Consider the following 16,232-nt stretch of genomic DNA (forward strand, 5'->3'; position numbering starts at 1 on the left):
TCTACTTTGCCCACCATCGACTGATGGAAATTGACCTGGGTAAAACGGCCTAAACTGTTACCCATGTCCTGGTACATGTGTCACCCATGTCTCCGGTCCATACAGCCACACAGAGAAAGGTGGCTCGGCTGCCGCAGGCAGACGAAAGCACTTCAGCTCTGAACGTCGCAGGCAAACCAGGAGCATCGCGCACAGGGTGCGCTCCTACGGCTGAGGGCGACGCCGGAACTTGGCGCCGCCTACAATGCGTAATCCCCAGCACCCCGGATCCCCCCATGCGCCCGTTCCGCGTCAAACGCTACCTGCTCACCGGCCTGCTCACCTTCATCCCGCTGTGGGTCACCTGGCTGGTGTTCAAGTTCGTGCTGGGCATGCTGGCTGGCATCGGCGCGCCGCTGGTGGCGGGCCTGCTGGGTACGCTGGCGCTGGTGGCGCCGCATGCGGCCGAATCACTGAAGATGGAGTGGCTGACCTTCATCCTTGCGCTGGTGATCACGCTGGTGGCGCTGTACCTGCTGGGCTTCATCGCGAACCGGGTGATCGGCCAGCGCTTCCTCAGCGCATTCGATGGCCTGCTGGCACGCATTCCGATCGTGCAGACCATCTACGGCGGCACCAAGAAGTTGATGGCGGTGCTGCAGAACAAGCCCAGCGGCATGCAACGCGTGGTGCTGATCGACTTCCCGCGCCGTGGCATGAAGGTGGTCGGCTTCGTCACGCGCATCATGGTCGAGGAAGGCAGCGGCCGCGAGATGGCGGCGGTGTATATCCCGACCACGCCCAACCCCACCGGCGGCTATCTGGAACTGGTGCCGGTGGACGAGCTGACGCCGACCGACTGGACCATGGACCAGGCAATGGCCTTCATCATTTCCGGTGGTGCGGTGGCGCCCGATACGCTGCCGGGACCGCCCGCGCAGCTGCGCCACGCTGATCCGGAGAACCAGGCATGAGCCTGCGCCATGTCTGGTGTTGCGCCCTGCTCGGCCTGGCAGCCAGCGCCACCCACGCCAGCGCAGCGAACCGCGCGGACTGGACCACGCCGACCGAAGCGGCGCAGTTCCGCACCACGCCGAGCTACGCCGACACGCTGGCCTATCTGCAACGCCTGCAGCGCGCGGCACCGGGGATGATCCATCTGGAGACTTTCGGCACCACGCCGGAGGGCCGGCCGATGACGGTGGTGATCGCCAGTGCCGATGGCCGCTTCGATCCGGCCAGCGCGCGGGCCGCGCACAAGCCGGTGGTACTGCTGCAGGCCGGCATCCATCCCGGCGAGATCGAGGGCAAGGACGCCGGCCTGATGCTGCTGCGCGATATCGCGATCAGCGGCAAGTATCCGCACCTGCTCGACCATGTGGTGCTGGTCTACATCCCGGTGTTCAGTGTGGACGGCCACGAGAATTCGTCGCCCTACCACCGGATCAACCAGAACGGCCCGGACAGCATGGGCTTTCGCGGCCAGTCGCAATACCTCAACTTGAACCGCGACTACGTCAAGGCCGATGCGCCGGAAATGCGCGCCTGGCTGAAGCTGTGGCAGCGCTGGCTGCCGGACTTCCTGATCGACGTGCACACCACCGACGGCGCCGACTACCAGTACGACCTGACCTGGTATGTCGAGGACCCGCACAAGCTCGATCCGGCGGTGAGCCAGTGGCAGCACGACGCCATCGTCAAGCACGCGATGCCGGCGTACGAGCAGCGCGGCCACCTCGCCTCGATCTACCTGGAATTCAAGGACGGTACGGATCCGCGCAAGGGCATCCGGAATTTCGGCTCCGGCCCGCGCTTCTCCACCGGCTACGCGGCGCTGCAAAACCGTCCGGCGCTGCTGATCGAAACGCACATGCTGAAGTCGTACGCGAATCGCGTGCACGCGGTGTACGACCTGGTGGAGCTGATGCTGGAGCAGGTCAACCGCGATCCCGGCGCCCTGCTTGCGGCGACGGCAAAAGCCGATGCCGACACCATCGCCCGCGCCGGCAACGCAGATGCCACGGTGCCGCTCACCTTCAAGGGCGATCCGATATCCACGCCGTACACGCTGAAGGGCTTTGCGTTCACGCTGAGCCACAGCGACATCTCCAACAGCGAGTGGATTCACTACCAGCCGGGCCAGCCGAAGACGTACACCATCCCGAACTGGAACGGCCTGCTGCCGGATATCGCGGTGACGCCACCGGCCGCCTACGTGGTACCTGCGCAGTGGCGCGTCGTCATCGACAGGCTCGATGCACATGGCATCGCCTACCGTCGCACCAGCCAGCCGATGACCATCCATGCCGAGGGCTATCAACTGGATGAGCCGCGCTGGGCGAACAAGTCGTTCGAAGGTCATCTGATGCTGCGCGACTTCAAGCTCCGCTCGCTGACACGCGAAGTGACCCTGCCGGCCGGCTCGGTGATCGTGCCGCTGAACCAGCGCGCCGCCAACGTGGCGATCCACCTGCTCGAACCGCAGGCGCCGGATTCGCTGCTGCAGTGGGGTTATCTCGACGCGATTTTCGAAGCCAAGGAGTACGGCGAACCGCGCGTGCTGGAAAAGCTGGCGCGCGAGATGCTGGCGAAGGATCCGGCACTGAAGGTCGCCTTCGAGCAGAAGCTGCACGACGATCCCGCCTTTGCCGCCGACAGTTACGCGCGGCTCAACTGGTTCTTCCTGCGCTCCCCTTGGTACACAGCCCAGCAGGTGGGGCAGTACCCGGTGCTGCGGCTGGATGCGGCGGAACTTGAAGCATTGCCCGACGCTTCCCACGCCCACCCCTGACCTATGACACTGTGCGACCCATGACGTTTGGCCTAGCGTCGACCGCCTTGACGGCCGCCAGGGGAAAGCGCGGGGCCCGCTCATGAAAGCTTTCCGGCGACCTGCCGGCATCCACCCAAACAGAGGGATATCCATGACCAAGCAGTATCTGAAGCCCATCGTGCTGGCGATCAGCGTGGCGCTTGCCCTGACTGCCTGCGGCAAGCAGGAATCCGCGCCGGCGCCGGCCCCGGCTGCCAGCAGCACCACCACAGCGGCGGCAGCCACCGCAACCGCCGCCGTGGATACCGGCAAGAGCATCTTCGACGTCAGCGAGCTGGACCCGAAGATCAACGCCTGCGCCGACTTCAACGGCTTCGTCAACAACCAGTGGGTGGCCGCCAACCCGATCCCGGCTGACCGCACCCGTTGGGGCGCCTTCGACAAGCTGGCCGAAGACAGCCTCAACACCCAGCACACGATCGTCGAGAACGCCGCCAAGGGCGCCAGCCAGGCGGCCGCCGGCTCGATCGAGCAGAAGATCGGCAACCTGTACAAGTCGGGCATGGATGACGCGGCGATCGACAAGGCCGGCTTCGATCCGATCAAGCCCAAACTGGGTCAGATCGACCAGCTGAAGAACAGCAAGGACGTGGTCGATTACCTGAACAGGAACTTTGCCCTCGGCGACATGCAGGTATTCCAGTTCGGCGCCGGCGCCGATTTCAAGCATGCCGAAACGCAGATCGGCTACACCTTCCAGGCCGGACTGGGCCTGCCGACCAAGGACTACTACACCGACCCCAAGCAGGCTGAGCTGCGCAAGGCCTACCTCGACTACATCGCCAAGACGCTTGCGCTGACCGGCGTGTCCGCTGCCGACGCGAAGCAGCAGGCTGATGAAGTGATGGCGTTCGAGACGAAACTGGCGGCCGCCTCGCTGGCGCCGGTCGAACTGCGCACGCCGGAAAACCAGTACCACTTCGTCAGCATCAGGGAAGCAGACAAGATCACTCCGCATTTCAGCTGGGAGAACTTCTTCAAGGCCCAGGGCGTCACCATCGACAAGGGCTTCTCGCTGTCGCAGCCGAAGTTCTTCGCCGAGTTCGACAAGCTGCTGGCCAGCGCGCCGGTCAGCCAGTGGCAGGCCTACCTGCGCTTCCACACCATCGATGACGCCTCCGACGCGCTGAGCAAGAACTTCCGCGACAACAAGTTCGCGTTCTACGGCAAGACCCTGGGTGGCCAGCCGGAACAGAAGGCGCGCTGGAAGCAGGTGCTCGGCACGGTCAACGGCTCGATGGGCATGGCGCTGGGCGAGCTGTACGTGAAGCAGGAGTTCACCCCGGAAGCGAAAAGCCGTGCCGAAGAGCTGGTGACCAACGTGCGCAATGCACTGAAGGCGCGCATCCAGAACCTCGACTGGATGAGCGATGAGACCAAGGCCAAGGCGATCGCCAAGTGGGATACCTTCCTGCCGAAGATCGGCTACCCGGACAAATGGCGCAGCTGGGACGGCCTGAACATCACCCCGGACAACTACTACGCCAACCTCGATGCGGCGGCGAAGTTCAATTACGACTACGACATCGCCAAGATCGGCAAGCCGACCGACCGCAAGGAATGGGGCATGACCCCGCAGACGGTCAACGCCTATTACAACCCGACCGACAACACGATCAACTTCCCGGCCGCGATCCTGCAGCCGCCGTTCTTCAACGCCAAGGCCGATGACGCGATCAACTACGGCGGCATCGGCGCCGTCATTGGCCACGAGGCCAGCCACGGCTTCGACGACGAAGGCAGCCAGTTCGATGGTGCCGGCAACAACGTCAACTGGTGGAGCAAGGACGACCGCGCCAAGTTCGACGCGCGCACGGCCAAGCTGGTGCAGCAGTTCAATGACTACACGCCGATCAAGGACCAGCCGGACGCGCACGTCAACGGCAAGCTGACCCTGGGCGAGAACATCGCCGACCTGGGCGGCTTGAACGTGGCCTATGACGCGCTGCAGGCGGCACTCAAGCAGCACCCGGAAGAAGCCGGCAAGAAGATTGATGGCTACACCGAGGACCAGCGCTTCTTCCTGAACTGGGCCCGCGTGTGGCGCGGCAACATCCGCGAGAAGCAGGCGCTGCTGCGCCTCAACACCGACCCGCACGCACCGGCTTCGCTGCGCGCGATCGGGGCGCCGTCGAACATGCCGGCGTTTGCCACCGCGTTCCAGTGCAAGCCCGGCGATGCGATGGTGCGCGGCGACGACAAGCAGGTGAAGATCTGGTAACCCGCCGCACATCCAGGCCGCAGTGCATCGCGACCTGACCACCCCGAGGCCCCGCATGCCCATGCGGGGCCTCTTGCTGCCGGCCCCGGGGCATCCGCCATGGTGCCTGCCCCCCTGACCTTTGACACTGTCTGCCCCATGACGTTTGGCCTAGCTTGAACGGGCATGTGTCCGCGTCTCGGGGGGATCCAGCGACGCGGCCGGACAAGCACACTCATCATCACTTCAAATGACAAAGGGAACTCCATGACCAAGCAGTATCTGAAGCCCGTGGCACTGGCCCTGGCCGTCAGCCTGGCGTTGACCGCCTGCGGCAAGCACGACGAAGCCAGCAATGCGCCGGCACCGGCCAGCACCGCACCGGCAGCCGCCAGCACCACCGCCGCGGCCGATCTGGGCAAGAGCATCTTCGATGTCAGCGAACTCGGCGCCGGCGCGCAGGCGTGCCAGGACTTCAACAGCTTCGTCAACGCCAAGTGGGTGGCGGCCAATCCGATCCCGGCCGACCAGACCGTGTGGGGCGCCTTCAGCGTGCTGCACGAGAAGAGCCTGGCCGACCAGCATCAGCTGGTGGACAACGCCGACAAGAACGCCGACAGCGCCAAGGCCGGTTCGATCGACCAGAAGATCGGCTGGCTGTACCACTCCAGCATGGACATGGACGCGCGCAACAAGGCCGGCTTCGATCCGATCAAGCCCGACCTCGCCGGCATCGACGCGCTGAAGTCCAACAAGGACCTGCCCGAGTGGCTGAACCAGTCCTTCGCCAAGGGTGATGGCGCGGTGTTCGCGTTCGGTTCGGGCGCCGACTTCAAGAACGCGAAGATGCAGATCGCGTACTCCGAGCAGAGCGGGCTGGGCCTGCCCACCACCGACTACTACACCGATGCGAACAAGAAGGACGTGCGCGACAACTACGTCAAGTATCTCGCCAAGCTGTTCGAGATGACCGGCAGCAGCGCCGCCGACGCGGCCAAGCAGGCCGCCCTGACGATGAAGTTCGAGACCGACCTGGCCCAGCACTCCATCCCGCGCGTGGAAATGCGCAAGCCGGAAAACCAGTACCACTTCGTGACCGTCGCCGAAGCGAACAAGCTCACCCCGCACTTCGACTGGAACGCGTTCTTCAAGTCGCAGGGCGTCACCATCGACAAGGGCTTCTCGCTGTCGCAACCGAAGTTCTTCGCCGAGTTCGACAAGCTGGTCGCCAGCGCGCCGATGGACGAATGGAAGGCCTACCTGAAGGCACGCACCATCTCCAACTCGGCCCCCGCCCTGTCCGAGCCGTTCGTCGATGCGCAGTTCGATTTCTACGGCAAGTCCCTGCGTGGCCAGCCGGAACAGCAGCCGCAGTGGAAGCGCTCGCTGGGTTCGGTCAACAGCGCGATGGGCCAGGCCCTGGGCCAGTTGTACGTCGCCAAGTACTTCACCCCCGAGGCCAAGGCCCGTGCGGAGGAGCTGGTCACCAACGTGCGTGACGCGCTGAAGACGCGCATCCAGAACCTCGACTGGATGAGCGCGGAAACCAAGACCAAGGCGCTCGACAAATGGTCGAAGTTCCTGCCGAAGATCGGCTATCCGCAAACCTGGCGCAACTGGGACGGCCTGACCATCAGCAAGGACAGCTACTACGCCAACATGCAGGCGGCCAGCAAGTTCAACTACGAGTACGACATCGCCAAGATCGGCAAGCCGACCGACCGCCAGGACTGGGGCATGACCCCGCAGACGGTCAACGCGTACTACAACCCGACCGACAACACGATCAACTTCCCGGCCGCGATCCTGCAGCCGCCGTTCTTCGATGCCAAGGCGGATGACGCGATCAACTACGGTGGCATCGGCGCGGTGATCGGCCACGAGGCCAGCCACGGCTTCGACGACCAGGGCAGCCAGTTCGACGGCGATGGCAACAACGTCAACTGGTGGACCGACGCGGACAAGAAGCAGTTCGAAGCGCGCACCGGCAAACTGGTTGAGCAGTTCAACGCCTATGCGCCGCTGGCCGATCATCCGGAACTGAAAGTCAACGGCACGCTGACCCTGGGCGAGAACATCGCCGACCTGGGCGGTCTGAACATCGCCTATGACGCGCTGCAGACCGCGCTGAAGAAGAACCCGGCCGAAGCCGCCTCGAAAATCGAAGGCTATACGCAGGACCAGCGCTTCTTCCTCAACTGGGCCCGCGTGTGGCGCGGCGACATCCGCGAGAAGGCGCAGATGGTCTATCTGAATGCCGATCCGCACTCGCCGATGAAGTTCCGCGCGATGGGCGCCCCGTCCAACATGCCGGCCTTCGCCACGGCGTTCCAGTGCAAGCCGGGTGATGCGATGGTGCGTGGTGACGACAAGCAGGTGAAGATCTGGTAATCCCGCGGCACATCATGGCGCCGTTCATCGCGCCATGAACCCGAAGGCCCCGCATGCGAATGCGGGGCCTTTTTCTTGGCGCGTCGGTGCCGATTCCGGTCGGTTCCCCATCGATCGCGTCTTCGGGTATTGCAAATCATTCTCATTAAAAATATCGTAGGACCCTTCTCCGGTCGTCATCGCCACGCGGTGGCGTGCCGGAACGCTGACCAGTTTCCCGACGCTTGAATGCCGGCTCACGCGGATTCTCATCTGCGCGCTTCCGGCTGACCTGAAAACCTGCACCCAGCCACTGCAAGACCCTTGCATCCGCCAGACCTGCCAGGCCCTGCCCGCATGCAAACCTGTTCACCCACGGAGTTCCCATGACACCGATCAAATCGCGCAAACACCTCGTCGGCTCACGCAAGCAGGACTTGACGACCAGCGCGCTGAAAGCGGCGACCCTGTTCACCGGTCTGGCACTGGCTTTCCCCGCGGCGGCCACGGACACCACGCCTGCCGCTTTTTCCGACGCCCAGGTGGCCCAGGCCAAGAACCTGCCGGGCGTCAAAGTGGAAGCCGTCACCGGCAACGACTACCGCGTCGACAGACTGTCGTCGCCGAAATACACGCAGCCGCTGCTGGACACCACGCAAACGATCAGCGTGATCACCAAGGAGCTGATCCAGCAACAAGGCGCCACCACGCTGACCGAAGCGCTGCGCAACAGCCCGGGCGTGGGCACCTTCTACGTCGGCGAAAACGGCAGCACCAGCACCGGCGACAGCATCTACATGCGTGGTTTCGACACGTCGGGCAGCATCTTCGTCGACGGCGTGCGTGATCTCGGTTCGATCTCGCGCGACGTGTTCAACATCGAGCAGGTGGAAGTGGCCAAGGGTCCGGCCGGCACCGACTACGGCCGCACTTCACCTACCGGGTCGGTGAATCTGGTCAGCAAGCAGCCGCAGCTGGGCAACGGCCTGTCCGGCTCGATCAGCTACGGCAGCGGCCAGCACCAGCGCGCCACCGCCGACTGGAACCAGACCCTTGGCGACAGCTCGGCGTTCCGCCTCAACGTGATGGGCCAGGACAGCGGCTCGCCCGCTCGCGACAGGATCGAGGCCAACCGCTGGGGCGTCGCGCCATCGCTGGCGTTCGGCCTGAAAACGCCGACCCGCGTCTACATCGACTTCCTGCACGTGCAGCAGAACAACCTGCCCGACGGCGGCGTGCCGACCATCGGCCTGCCCGGCTACAGCAGCCCGGATGCGACCCGCCCGTTCCTGACCAACGCGCCGAGGGTGGATCCGCAGAACTTCTATGGCACCCGCTCCGATCACGACGACGTCAAGGCGGACATGTTCACGCTGATCATCGAGCACGACTTCTCGCCGGACGTGGCACTGCACAACACCACGCGCTGGGGCCGCACCCATGAGGATTACCTGCTGACCTCGTTCATGGGTAGCGCGGCGAACCTGCTGACACCGGACCCCGATGACAGCTCGACCTGGACCATCGCGCGCAGCAATCCGACGTTCAAGGATCAGACCAACCGCATCATCACCAACCAGACCAACCTCACGGCCAATTTTGAAACCGGGGTGGTCACCCACAACCTCAGCGCCGGTATCGAACTGAGCCGGGAGAACGCAGATACCACCGGCCAGGCTGCGCTGGCCGGCTCGGCCTGGCCGGCCGCGAACCTGTATCACCCCGATGCCGATGTCAGCGGCCTCGTGCATGCCCGCAACGGCGCCAACGCGCACGGCCGCACGGACACCCAGGCGGCCTACCTGTTCGATACGCTCAAATTCAACGCGCAATGGCAGCTCAACGCCGGCCTGCGCATGGACCACTACCAGACCGACTTCCGCAGCATGGTCGTGTGCGGCTCGCGCAACGGCCCGGCCTGCGGCGCACTGCCAGCCGGCAGCGTGCTGCCGGGTGTGGACGCCGGCAAGTCCGGCAACCTGCCGAACTACAAGCTCGGCGTGCTGTACAAGCCGGTCCCGAACGGCAGCATCTACGCCAACTTCGCGGTGTCGCAGGAGCCGCCCGGTGGCAACACGCTGACCCTAAGCAGCGCAGCCAACAGCGCCGACAACCCGAACCTCGATCCGCAGAAGGCCCGCACGGTCGAACTGGGCACCAAGTGGGACCTGCTCGGCGAGAAACTGCTGCTGACCGGCGCGCTGTACCGCACCACCGTCAGCAATGACCTGGTGCAGGATCCGGTCGACCTGCAGTACTACCAGATCGGCAGGAAGCGGGTACAAGGCATCGAGCTGAGCATGGTCGGCAAGCTCACCGACGACTGGGCGGTAAGCGCCGGCTACACCACCATGGACGCCACGGTCACCACCGGCAAGGCGGTGTCCAACGATGGCTCCAGCGACCTGGCCTATACGCCGAAGAGCGCGTTCACCGCGTGGACCACCTGGCACCTGCCGTTCAACCTCACCCTCGGCGGCGGTGCACGCTACTCCGGTGCCATGAAGCGCGGCACCGACGGCGCGATCGGCACGCCGGCGTTCACCGGGGCGTACTGGGTGTTCGACGCGATGGCCAGCTACCCGGTCAACAAGCACGTCGACCTGCAGTTGAATCTGTACAACCTGTTCGACAAGGACTACGTCGCCGCGATCAACAAGAGCGGCTACCGTTACACCCCGGGCACACCGCGCGCGGCGATGCTCACCGCCAACATCCGCTTCTGACCATGCGACTCACCACCCTGCTCCGGTTGGCGCAGGGTTTCCGGAAACCGCCATGCTGCTGCATATCCCCGACGTACTCACGCGCGAACAGGTCAGCCGATTCCGTGCCGAGCTGGATGCCGCCGACTGGACCGACGGCCGCGAAACCGTCGGCGCGCAAGGCGCGCAGGTCAAACGCAACCGGCAGTTGCCGGATGCCTCGCCGCTGCGCCGGCGACTGGGCCAGTTGGTGTTGCAGGCGCTGGCCGACCATCCGCTCTATCACGCCGCGACGCTGCCGCTGCGCACCCTGCCGCCACGCTTCAACCGCTACGAAGGCGGCGGCGCATACGGTTTCCATGTCGACGGCGCGGTGATGGCACTGTCCGCCGACGCGCAACTGCGCAGCGACATTTCCTGCACGCTGTTCCTCAGCGAGCCGGACGAGTATGACGGCGGCGAACTGATCGTCAGCGATACCTACGGCGAGCACGAGGTGAAACTGCCTGCCGGCGACCTGATCGTGTATCCGTCCAGCAGCCTGCATCGGGTCACGCCGGTGACCCATGGTGCTCGCGTGGCCGCGTTCTTCTGGGTGCAAAGCCTGATCCGCGACGACGGCCGGCGGCGCCTGCTGTTCGAGCTGGATACCTCGATCCAGCGCCTGACCCGGTCCGGCGCCGACGCGGCTGCCGTGCTCCAACTCACCGGGGTCTACCACAACCTGCTGCGTCAATGGTCGGAGACCTGAGCCATCGCGCGAACCGTGCGAATGCACTCAACGGTTCCCACCGCGCGCCGCGGAGCGGATAATTGTCGACCCCCTGCAACAACGCGGCTGAAACATGTTTGTTCCTGGTCAACGCTGGATCTCCTCCGCTGAACCCGAGCTCGGCCTCGGCACCGTGTTGCGTGTCGAAGGACGCGGCGTGCAAGTGCTGTTCGCCAAGGCCGGCGTGTTGCGCCCCTATGCGGTGGATTCGGCGCCGCTGCTGCGCGCCGAATTCCGCGCCGGCCAGCGCGTCGCCGGCAAGGGCATCGCCTTCCTGGTCGAACGGGTCGAGATCCGCGACGACCTGCTGATCTACCGTGGAGAGGGTCGCGAGCTGCAGGAAGGTCAGCTGGACGACGAGCAAAGCGTGAGCCAGGCCGACGACCGCCTGATCGGCGGACGCACCGACACCGTGGCGCAATTCCAGCTGCGCCTGGAAGGGCTGAAGCGGCGTGCCGAGGCACGCCGTTCGCCGATGTGGGGCCTGGGCGCCGCGCGCATCGGGCTGGTGCCGCATCAGCTGCGCGTGGCCGGCATCGCTTCCGCGCGCCGCCCGCCACGCGTATTGCTGGCCGACGAAGTCGGCCTCGGCAAGACCATCGAGGCGGGCATGATCATCGCGCGCCAGCTGGCCACCGCCCGCGCGTCGCGGGTGCTGCTGCTGTTGCCCGACACGCTGGTGTACCAGTGGTTCGTGGAGATGCTGCGCCGATTCAACCTCAGCTTCGCGATCTACGACGAGGAACGCTGCGAGGCATTGACGCAATCCGACGACGAATCGTCCGGCAAGCCGGCCAACCCGTTCGAGGACGAACAACTGGTAATCGCCGACTTCGGCTTCCTGGAAAGCTCGCCGAAATACGCCCGGCAATTGCTGGAAGCGCCCTGGGACTTGCTGGTGGTCGACGAGGCCCACCACCTGGCCTGGACGCCGGAGTCGGTCAGCCCGCGCTACAGCATGGTCGAGCGGCTCGCCGCGGTGATCCCGGGCGTGATCCTGCTTACCGCCACGCCGGAGCAGCTCGGCCGCAGCGGTCACTTCGCCCGCCTGCGCCTGCTCGATCCGCAGCGCTATCACGATCTGGACGGCTATCTGGCCGAGGCCGATACTTTCCAGTCGCTGTCGAAAGTCGCCGACCGACTGCTCGAAGGCGAAGCGCTGGACGACGCGCAGCGTGCCGCGCTGGCGAAGGCTTTCCACGGCGACCCGGCGCTCACCGCGCAATTGGCCGACTCGACCCAGCCGGCCCACGCCCGCGAATTGCTGGCCGCGCTGATCGACCGGCACGGCACCGGCCGGGCGATGTTCCGCAACAACCGCGCTGGCGTGGGCGGCTTTCCCAAACGCCTGCCCGCATGGCACCTGCTGGATGCCGACACGGTGGACGAAGTGACCCGGCAGGCGCTGCTGGCCGAGTTCCACGCCGACATCCAGCAGCCGTCGCCGTTGCTCGAAATCGACTACAGCACCGATCCGCGCGTCGACGCGCTGGTCGCCCTGCTGGAACAGCACCCGCAGGACAAGTTCCTGCTGATCTGCCGCAGCCAGGCCAAGGTGCTGGCGCTGGAGGAGGTGTTGCGCACGCGCAGCGGCGTCGGCGTGGCGCGTTTCCATGAAGGTCTGGGGATCATCCAGCGCGATCGCAACGCGGCGTATTTTGCCCAACCGGACGGCGCACGCCTGCTGCTGTGTTCGGAGATCGGTTCGGAGGGCCGCAACTTCCAGTTCGCGCACCGGCTGGTGCTGTGGGACCTGCCGCTGGATCCGGACCTGCTTGAACAGCGCATCGGCCGCCTGGACCGGATCGGCCAGAAGCACGACATCAACATCCACATTCTTGCCGTGGCCGACAGCGCCCAGCACGTGCTGGCGCGCTGGTACGACGAAGGCATCGACGCCTTCCGCATCAGCCCGGCCGACGGCCGCGAGCTGCTGCGCCGCTATGGCGAGCCGCTGACCCGGCTGGCCGACGAGCATGCGCGCGGCGACGACAACCGCGACCAGGAGCTGGACGTGCTGCTGGCCGAAACCCGCGCCAGCCATGAACAGATGGCCGAGCTGATTCGCGGCGGCCGCGACCACCTGCTGGAACTGGCGTCCAGCCGCGACCTGCACGCCGACGAGCTGCAGCAGGCGTTCGCCCGCGAGGATCACGACCCGGGCCGCGATGCATTCGTGCAGCACCTGCTGGAGGCCTTCGGCATCCACCCCGAGGAGCTCGGTGGCCAGGTGCTGCTGCTCGACCCGCAATATCTTTCCACCGACGCACTGCCCGGCTTCGCCGAAGGCCCGCAATCCGTCACCTTCGCGCGCGACGTGGCGCTGGCGCGCGAAGACTTGCCGCTGCTGCGGCTCGACCATCCGCTGGTGGCCGGAGCGCTGGACCTGGCGCTGTCCGGCGAACAGGGCAACGCCGCCTTCATGGTCGACGACGTGCTGCCGCCGCGCAGCGCCCTGCTGCAGGCGGTGTTCCTGCTCGAATGCGTGGCCGATCGCCGGCTGGATGCCGAACGCTTCCTGCCGATCCTGCCGATCGTGGTCACCGTGGATACCCGGCTTGGCGAACGCGCCGACTTCGAGCCCAGCGAGATCGCCCTGCGCAAGGCCAGCGACCGCCATATCGAAGTGGTGCGCTACCGCAAGTTCCTCGGCAAGCTGGTGCCACCAATGCTGGAGCGCGCCGAAGCACTGGCCACCACGCGCGGACAGGCACGTATCGACGAAGCGGTGAGCCTGGCCACCGAAACCCTGGATGCGGAACTGTCGCGATTGCTGGCGCTGCGCGCGGTGAACCCGTCGGTGAGCGAGACCGAGATCGCCGCCGTCGCCGCCGAACGCACTGCACTGCTGGCCGCGTTGCCCGAGGCGCGCCTGCGCCTGGATGCCGTGCGTTTCGTGGTCAGCGCGGACTTCCTCGCCCTGCGCTGACCACACCCGCAAATTCGGCAAGGTCGGGCGGGCAGCGCCCCCTGTCGGCAACCTGTACGCGTTGTCGTCACCGCAGCAGGCGCCGCCTCGGCTTCCACGGCAGCCGCCCGCGCCAGTACTGGATCAGCACGATGCCGCCCAGCATGCCGCCGAGATGCGCGAAGTGGGCCACCCCCGGCTCGATACCAGTCACGCCCATGGTCAGTTCGGCGGCAGCGTACAGGCCCACGAACAGCCAGGCCGGCATCGGGATCGGCAGGAAGATCAGCATGACCTTCTCGTGCGGATACAGCATGCCGAAGGCCAGCAGCAGGCCGAAGATCGCCCCCGATGCCCCCAGCGTGGGTCCATACTCCGCTGGCGGGAAGAACCACAGCACCGCCAGTTGCAACAGCGAGGCCACGATCGCGCAGACGAAGTAGTAGATGGTGAAGTTGCGCGCGCCGAAGGTGCGCTCGATCGTGCCACCGAACATGTACAGCGCAATCATGTTGAACGCGATGTGGGTGATGCTGCCATGCATGAACGCACTGGTGACGATCTGCCACACGCCGAACAGGCCCGAACCCAGCGGCCACAACGCGAAATTCATCAGCAGCATCTGCCCCATCACCTGCTGCAGCAGGAACACCGCCACGTTGGCGATCAGCAGGTTGCGGGTTACCGGCGGCAAATCAAAAGGCATCGGCAGGTTCCAGGGAGCGCCTCGGCAAGGCGGTGGTGAGTCCGGATGCTGACCGCGCGATGCCGCTTTCGTTCATCCTCGAGGGTCAGAAAAAAGCCGCCTTTCGGCGGCTCTACGGAAAACGGGGGCGACCGGCTCAGCCCTTGTCGGCGACCTGCGCCATGGCTTCCGGGCGCTTGGCGCCGGCGAAGCGCTTGGCCCAATAGCCTTCCTTCAGGCTGGAAATCTCCACCGACTTGCCGGTGGCCGGCGAATGGATGAAGCGGCCGTTCGCGATGTAGATGCCGACGTGCGAGATGCTGCGCTTGCCGTGGGTGCGGAAAAACACCAGGTCACCCGGCTGCATGTCGGCGCGATTGACCTTGAGGCCAGCCAGGAACTGCGAGGCGGAATTGCGCGGCAACTGCATGCCGACGGCATGGGCGAACACGTAACGCACGAAACCGCTGCAATCGAAACCGGTGGAAGGGTCGCGGCCGCCACGCACATAACGGGTGTCGCGCAGGCCCATGGCCACGGCCAGCAGCGACTTGCGCAGATCGGTGATGTTGGCACCGACCGCCGCCGCCACGGCGTCCTGCCCGTCGGAGGCGGCAGCGCCATCGGCAGCGACGTCGTTGGCAAGCGTCGCGCTGGCATCGGGAATCACGGACTGGGCCAGCGCCGCCGTCGGGTTGAATGCCGGAAGTTCGCCCAGCATCGGCGCACTGAAACGTGTCGCGACGTTGCTGTCGATGACCGAGCCCAGCGGAGCGGGGGATTTGGCTTGAAGCGGAGCGGAAACCAGCAGCACGGAAAGGAGCGCGGTGGCGGCAGTCAGGTGCTTGAAAGACATGCTGGGGAAATTTCCTTGTTGTTCACAGGGTTGGCCGACCAGCAGTAGCCGACGACGTTACCGAGGAGTGAACTTAACAAGAAGATGGCGTGCAGATGTTCGATTGCGGTTAACTGAACTCTGCCGTTCCCTAAAAACGGGATCACCCGCACACTTTACACAAGTTACTGATTTTCAATACTTTGTATTCAAGTGTCGGCTTCTGAACCAGCGTGCGCCGCCGGCCGGGGCCGCTGGCCGAAGATCGCCGTGCCGACCCGCACTTCAGTCGCCCCCTCGGCAATGGCCAGCGGAAAGTCACCGCTCATGCCCATGGATAACCTTGAAATATCATGGCCTTGCAGCATCGACTGGTCACGCAGCTCGCGTAGCAGGCGGAAGCAGGCGCGCACCTCTGCCGGCTCGGTGGAGTGGATCGCCAGGGTCATCAGCCCGCGTACCCGCAGGCTGTCGAACCCGCGCAGGGCGTTCAGGAACCCGCCCAGTTGTTCAGCCGGCAGTCCGTACTTGCTGGGCTCACTCGAGGTCTTCACCTGCACCAGCACGTCGATCGCGCGGCCTTCGTGCTGCAGTCGGCGATCCAGCGCCTCGGCCAGATCCAGTCGGTCCAGCGACTGTACCTCGCTGACCAGCCGGGCCACCTCCCTGACCTTGTTGGTCTGCAGATGGCCGATCATCACCCAGTCGATGCCGCAATCCGCCAGCGGCGGTGACTTGTCGCGGATCTCCTGCACCTTGTTCTCGCCGAAGCGGCGCATGCCCAACGCCACAGCTGCGCGAATCAGGTCCGGACCGAACGTCTTGCTGACCGGAAGAATGGCGACCTCGGCCGGGTCACGCCCGGCCTCGTGGCAGGCCGCGTCGACCCGGCGCCGGATCTGCGCCCAGTTGTCGGCCAGCCAGCCATTGTCGGTGACCACGCCC

Annotated in this window: 10 protein-coding genes; 7 read left to right on the forward strand and 3 right to left on the reverse strand. The window is 65.4% G+C overall.

From position 1 onward, the window contains the following. The first annotated feature begins 275 nt into the window (after positions 1-275). The 7 genes from ACQGNJ_RS04475 to rapA all read left to right on the forward strand — a co-directional run bounded on the left by ACQGNJ_RS04475 (position 276) and on the right by rapA (position 13,788). Positions 276-953 (forward strand): DUF502 domain-containing protein, encoded by a 678-nt coding sequence (locus tag ACQGNJ_RS04475; RefSeq protein WP_426688036.1) that lies wholly within the window; start codon positions 276-278, stop codon positions 951-953. Then, on the forward strand, positions 950-2,770 hold the full coding sequence (locus ACQGNJ_RS04480; protein WP_426688037.1) for a M14 family metallopeptidase: 1,821 nt from the start codon (positions 950-952) through the stop codon (positions 2,768-2,770). The genes ACQGNJ_RS04475 and ACQGNJ_RS04480 overlap by 4 nt, the downstream gene beginning before the upstream one ends. A gap of 133 nt (positions 2,771-2,903) precedes the next feature. Continuing rightward, entirely contained in the window at positions 2,904-5,033 is a 2,130-nt protein-coding gene (locus tag ACQGNJ_RS04485; protein WP_426688038.1) for a M13 family metallopeptidase, read from the forward strand. Between the two features lie 246 nt (positions 5,034-5,279). Continuing rightward, positions 5,280-7,403, forward strand: a complete 2,124-nt coding sequence (locus ACQGNJ_RS04490; protein ID WP_426688039.1) for a M13 family metallopeptidase — start codon at positions 5,280-5,282, stop codon at positions 7,401-7,403. Between the two features lie 365 nt (positions 7,404-7,768). Beyond that, positions 7,769-10,108, forward strand: coding sequence for a catecholate siderophore receptor Fiu (locus ACQGNJ_RS04495; protein ID WP_426688040.1), 2,340 nt, complete (start codon positions 7,769-7,771; stop codon positions 10,106-10,108). A 52-nt stretch (positions 10,109-10,160) separates the two neighbouring features. After that, positions 10,161-10,838, forward strand: a complete 678-nt coding sequence (locus ACQGNJ_RS04500) for a Fe2+-dependent dioxygenase (RefSeq protein WP_426688041.1) — start codon at positions 10,161-10,163, stop codon at positions 10,836-10,838. Between the two features lie 94 nt (positions 10,839-10,932). Continuing rightward, positions 10,933-13,788 (forward strand): RNA polymerase-associated protein RapA, encoded by a 2,856-nt coding sequence (gene rapA, locus ACQGNJ_RS04505; protein ID WP_426688042.1) that lies wholly within the window; start codon positions 10,933-10,935, stop codon positions 13,786-13,788. A gap of 67 nt (positions 13,789-13,855) precedes the next feature. Here rapA and ACQGNJ_RS04510 read toward each other — a convergent pair whose 3' ends face one another. The 3 genes from ACQGNJ_RS04510 to ACQGNJ_RS04520 form a co-directional block, all read right to left on the reverse strand. Continuing rightward, positions 13,856-14,473, reverse strand: a complete 618-nt coding sequence (locus ACQGNJ_RS04510; protein ID WP_426688043.1) for a rhomboid family intramembrane serine protease — start codon at positions 14,471-14,473, stop codon at positions 13,856-13,858. 136 nt (positions 14,474-14,609) lie between these two features. Then, positions 14,610-15,308 (reverse strand): C40 family peptidase, encoded by a 699-nt coding sequence (locus tag ACQGNJ_RS04515; protein WP_426688044.1) that lies wholly within the window; start codon positions 15,306-15,308, stop codon positions 14,610-14,612. 188 nt (positions 15,309-15,496) lie between these two features. Continuing rightward, complete coding sequence (locus ACQGNJ_RS04520; protein ID WP_426688045.1) at positions 15,497-16,228, reverse strand: YggS family pyridoxal phosphate-dependent enzyme; 732 nt, start codon at positions 16,226-16,228, stop codon at positions 15,497-15,499. Positions 16,229-16,232: the final 4 nt, after the last annotated feature.

This window comes from Rhodanobacter ginsengiterrae, from assembly GCF_050026815.1.
Taxonomy (GTDB): Bacteria; Pseudomonadota; Gammaproteobacteria; order Xanthomonadales; family Rhodanobacteraceae; genus Rhodanobacter; species Rhodanobacter ginsengiterrae.

Bases quoted from the DNA above. Each gene is read 5' to 3' on its own strand.
- rapA (WP_426688042.1), top strand. From the start codon at position 10,933: ATGTTTGTTCCTGGTCAACGCTGGATCTCCTCCGCTGAACCCGAGCTC.
- ACQGNJ_RS04500 (WP_426688041.1), top strand. From the start codon at position 10,161: ATGCTGCTGCATATCCCCGACGTACTCACGCGCGAACAGGTCAGCCGA.
- ACQGNJ_RS04515 (WP_426688044.1), bottom strand. From the start codon at position 15,308: ATGTCTTTCAAGCACCTGACTGCCGCCACCGCGCTCCTTTCCGTGCTG.
- ACQGNJ_RS04510 (WP_426688043.1), bottom strand. From the start codon at position 14,473: ATGCCTTTTGATTTGCCGCCGGTAACCCGCAACCTGCTGATCGCCAAC.
- ACQGNJ_RS04475 (WP_426688036.1), top strand. From the start codon at position 276: ATGCGCCCGTTCCGCGTCAAACGCTACCTGCTCACCGGCCTGCTCACC.
- ACQGNJ_RS04490 (WP_426688039.1), top strand. From the start codon at position 5,280: ATGACCAAGCAGTATCTGAAGCCCGTGGCACTGGCCCTGGCCGTCAGC.
- ACQGNJ_RS04480 (WP_426688037.1), top strand. From the start codon at position 950: ATGAGCCTGCGCCATGTCTGGTGTTGCGCCCTGCTCGGCCTGGCAGCC.
- ACQGNJ_RS04495 (WP_426688040.1), top strand. From the start codon at position 7,769: ATGACACCGATCAAATCGCGCAAACACCTCGTCGGCTCACGCAAGCAG.
- ACQGNJ_RS04485 (WP_426688038.1), top strand. From the start codon at position 2,904: ATGACCAAGCAGTATCTGAAGCCCATCGTGCTGGCGATCAGCGTGGCG.